The sequence below is a fragment of the Psychrilyobacter sp. genome (assembly GCF_049671765.1).
In the GTDB taxonomy this organism is placed as follows: domain Bacteria; phylum Fusobacteriota; class Fusobacteriia; order Fusobacteriales; family Fusobacteriaceae; genus Psychrilyobacter.
On record NZ_JBATVM010000228.1, the window covers coordinates 1 to 4,362 of the forward strand.

The 4,362-nt window shown below is 27.1% G+C and carries 5 protein-coding genes; 4 read left to right on the forward strand and 1 reads right to left on the reverse strand.

Translation table 11 applies throughout. From position 1 onward, the window contains the following. The 3 genes from WBG30_RS10755 to WBG30_RS10765 all read left to right on the forward strand — a co-directional run. Positions 1 to 726 (forward strand): hypothetical protein (locus WBG30_RS10755; RefSeq protein WP_424504657.1); only part of this gene is annotated, 726 nt, incomplete at its 5' end. A gap of 237 nt (positions 727 to 963) precedes the next feature. Further along, entirely contained in the window at positions 964 to 1,512 is a 549-nt protein-coding gene (locus tag WBG30_RS10760; protein ID WP_424504658.1) for a hypothetical protein, read from the forward strand. A gap of 126 nt (positions 1,513 to 1,638) precedes the next feature. After that, positions 1,639 to 2,220, forward strand: coding sequence for a hypothetical protein (locus WBG30_RS10765; protein WP_424504659.1), 582 nt, complete (start codon positions 1,639 to 1,641; stop codon positions 2,218 to 2,220). 142 nt (positions 2,221 to 2,362) lie between these two features. Here the strand turns inward: WBG30_RS10765 and WBG30_RS10770 are convergent, their stop codons facing one another. After that, positions 2,363 to 2,845, reverse strand: a complete 483-nt coding sequence (locus WBG30_RS10770; protein WP_424504660.1) for a hypothetical protein — start codon at positions 2,843 to 2,845, stop codon at positions 2,363 to 2,365. Between the two features lie 1,032 nt (positions 2,846 to 3,877). Between WBG30_RS10770 and WBG30_RS10775 the strand changes: the two genes are divergently transcribed. Further along, positions 3,878 to 4,243: a hypothetical protein gene (locus WBG30_RS10775; protein WP_424504661.1), complete on the forward strand. Its 366-nt coding sequence runs from the start codon at positions 3,878 to 3,880 to the stop codon at positions 4,241 to 4,243. The last annotated feature ends 119 nt before the right edge of the window (positions 4,244 to 4,362 follow it).

The following is a 4,362-nucleotide window of genomic DNA, read 5'->3' on the forward strand; positions in this document are numbered from 1 at the left end:
GGCTATAAAGTAGAAGTTGAAACTTTAAGAATTGATTATCCATTTACTTTTATAAGACCAGGGATAGAAACTTTTGAAAGTTGGGGGAATGTACATAAGTTATTAAATTTGTGTGCTCTAAAATATGGTTTAAAATTCAAAGAACATCCGAGTTCGGAAGGGGAAGAGGGATACTCAACAGCAGATAATTTTTTTAGTCATAAAATTAAAATATCAATATACAATCAAGCTTTAAAATTAAGGGAAAAATCAAAATTTAACGAGTATGAAACAACAAGAGAAAAGTTTAATGATTTAGAGCAAAGAACCCGTATTGAAGTAAGCAATAGATTAAGAATAAAAGGGTCTAAATTGAGTTTAAAGAATGTTAAAAATAAAGCTTATGAAGTTATAGAGGAAGTATATTTTAATAACCTAGATTTAGTTTTAAATGAGAAAGCGGAAAAGCTGACAAAAGAACTAAATGAGGCAAGAAGTGAAACTAAATTTAGAATTGAAATTTTTATAAAAGATAATTTAAGTAATATTTATGATTTAGATATATTGAAAAAAGCTATAAAATTAAGTTACAAAAGCCCTAAGAGTGCCGAGGAAGTCATAACTAAATCTAAAAAAATATTATTGAAGGTAGAAGAAAAAACAGGAATTTTCTTTATAGGAAATTTAAAGAGGGTTAAGGAGTTAAAAAAACAACTAAAAAAAGAAAAAAGAAGCCCAACCACTTAGACTTCTAAAAAACAGTGGAAAAATAAACAAAGTCGTTTTTACACTAAAAACCCCGGTTAGGGTACTAGGGTTTTTGAATTTTTGCGACCCCTTGCTATTTCCTTTGTATGCCTTATTATATAAGGGCTACAATCAAAAGTCAAGTTTAAAAATTGGGCATTAGATTAAAGGGATAAAATAACACATTCGCACATCAAATAAAAAATGAGATAAAAATTAACATCAGGAGTTGGAAAAATGAAAATAATTAAAAGTTTAGAAGAAAGAGATAAAATATATATTGAGTTATGCAATCTTTGGAAAAATTCCACTGATCTAAAATATAAAGATTTAGAGGAATGGCAAATAAAAAAATATTCAGAGATCATCTACAAAGCTAATTATCTAAGAAAGAAATTTTCAGATGATGGAACAAATGAGTTGAAAGGTTGTAATCTAAAAATTGAAGTCCTGGAACACCGCGAGGGAGTATTGGGAGTAGCTAAAGAAGATCAGAAGACAATGACACATAATCAATATGACAAACTCTTAAAGAAACTAAACAGAGAGTACAGCAAGCCATATAAAGACCTTAAAAAGAAACTGTTTGAGGCTATGGAAGAGGGAGACATTAAAACAATATTGACAATAGATCAATCAATCAAGACCCTTGAGAGGTGTCGAGCCTTAGGACTAAAGCTTAACAGGATAGTTGATATAGATACATACAGTAGGCTAGAGCTTGAGGCCTTAAAGCTAAAGGAATTAGGCAAGATTGTTAATGATGATACAAATATAATCAGTTAAACCATAGTAAATAAAAAAGGTACTGTGAGAGGCTATTTTATTGCTTGGGGGGGGAAAAGGCGCGGAAGTTTGACCGTGTGAAATTTTTTTAAAAGTCCTTCCCAGTTCCAAAAATGAGGTGAAAAAGTGGGAAAAACATTAGCTACTGAAAATATTTTATCAAAAGATCTTAATATTTCTGAAAGGCATGTAAGAGAAATTTTTAAGGAATTTAAAACAGGGGAATATTATGATTATAGAGCCTGTGTACAAAAATTTGTAAGAAATTCAAAACTTGATACAAGCGAAAATGTAACACAAAAAAAAATATCTGATCTGTTTGGAGTTTCTGAAAAAACTATAAGAAATTTAACCAGTGAAAATATTTTAGAAAAAAATGAGAAAGAAATGTATAACTTGAAATTAAATTTTAAAAAATATATTGAGAAAATCAATAAAAATAATGAACTAAGAGAAATTAAAGCAGAGAGCGAAAAAATGAAACTAAAAATTTTAAAAGATGAATATTTACCTGTCTATGTGATTACAGACGCATTAAAAGAAACAATATTTAATTTTAGAAATTATTTATTAGGGATTAGTCAAAAAATAACAATTGAAATAGAAGAAAAAGAAAACCCCAATATAAATAAAATAGTAGAAAATAGAATATTAAAAGCATTGGAGGAATTATCAAAATTTGATTTAACAAGTAACAAAGATATTTAAATAATATAAAAAGCTCTTATTTTGATTTTAAGAGCTTTTTATTGTTTAGATTAGTTTAAGCACGCAAAATATTTTAAAAGGCTAAAATTTAGGGGATTCGACCTTTTAAAGGCTATTTAAAAACCAGTTTTAAAATTATGGCTTATTTATATTTCTCTATAAATTCCAATAGCATTTTATTCCATAGATTAGTTTTACTGTAATTTAAATGTTTTTCCGCTATGAGATTTAGTTGATCTGTTAAATCTGTATTTATTCGAATGGAACGAACAACAGATTTTAATTTTAATATTTTATCATCAATATGTAAAAGATCAGAACTGATAATATTATTTTGATTGTTGATTTTTAACTCTAATTCTATTAGTCTTTTTTCGTGTTGTTCCAACATTTCTAAGGCCCTAACTGGAACTCCTACATTGTTTGATTGCTCAATAACTTCAAATTTTTCAAAGGATAATAATTTTTTTTCTTCAGGTGTAAGGTCTTCAAATATTTTTTTAATCCATGTTTTCATTTTTGTTTTATCCCTATTAAATTTTTTATTAAGAATATCTCTTTCAGTTGCACCATTTTTTAGTAAATCAATTATTCCATTCAATTTTTTTCTAGTTGCTATATTCATAAAATCACCTCTATATTAATACTACCATATTTTTACAGTAACCGCATAATACGTATGTAGTATGTGTGTGTTAAAGCCTATTAAATAAAGACTTATAACGTAACACGTGTGTATTGTAGTAGTGTTATGCAATTATTTTTAATCCCTCCTACACCCTCTCCTAAATTTGAAAAAAATTGACTCCAAGAATTTTTGGAACGAAAATACTATAAATAGAGGCCCTCAAAACTTAACTCCTACTCGAAACTATCGAGTACCTAAAGTAAAATATTTTAACAACTAAATAAGGCTCTAATTTTGATTTTAAGCGATTTCAAGTACAAACCTATGTATTGATACTGGCGGTGCTCCTAAAATTGAAATTATACACAAATTTTAAAGCCACACGCGAAAAAAACTAAGTTAAAGCAAAAAAATACTTTGTGCTCTAAAATATAAAATAAATAAGGTGAGAGTGAAGTCACGCAGACCTAAAAAAACAAGGTCTACAACCATAAAACCCGATAATAAATAAATATGAAATAAAACCAAATTGCCCCCTCTCCTCCCCCCAAAGGGAGGGGGCAGCCGACCTTGGTCGGCAAGTTCTATTTGAATTTTTCCCTCTCGGGGGGGTAATTAATTAATTTAATTATTGGTTTAATTAATTAATTAGTGTATAATTAATTTAGAATTAGTACACGTTTTCATGTGTCAAAAGGTTTATAGCTCGAAAAAAGACTAGATTAGTTACCTAGTCTTTTTTTATTTGTGGTATAATTCTTTTGGCGATCTTATTACCTTTTGTATTCCAATGATTATCGAGCTAATTATTGGAGTAACTCCTGTATATTAGGGGGTGATACTATGAAAACTATTATACTAATTCTAGAATTAATTATTTTAATTGTTAAATATTTTAGTTAATTAATTCTAAAAAATAATATCGCCACGGTTCCAAGACTAACTACCTTGGAGCCTTTTTTATTTGTTAGAGAATAATCAAACTATAAATGTTAAAATATAAGATAATTAATTAATTGAGGTGAGATCATGGAAAATGGAATTATAGAAATTAAAAAATTTGGATTTAAAAATTTTAAGGAAAACATTTCTTTAGAAGAACTATTTAAAAATGTAATTGTTTTAGAATATGAGTCGTATTGTTTTAAATTAAAAAAAAATAAAGGAAGACCAAAAGAATTTTATTATTTTGGTATCATAGAAGGTGAAATAGGTTATCGTGGAGAAGAACTTAAAAATAAATATTTTTCTTTATTAAAAACAGAAAAAGAAGAAATTAAAAAAGTTTTACCTTTTTCTTTTGGAAAACGATTTTTAGAAAAAAAAGTTTATTCTAAAGTACTAAACTATGCAAAAACTAAAAATATACCGTTAGTATGTGTTACAGAAATTTAATTAAAATTATTTGGGGTGAAATTATGAAAAATATAGATAATAATAAAGTTGGAAGACCTAAGGGAACAATTAAAGAAAATACAAAAAGTAAAGTTTATGATTTTAAATTAAGAGTTGAT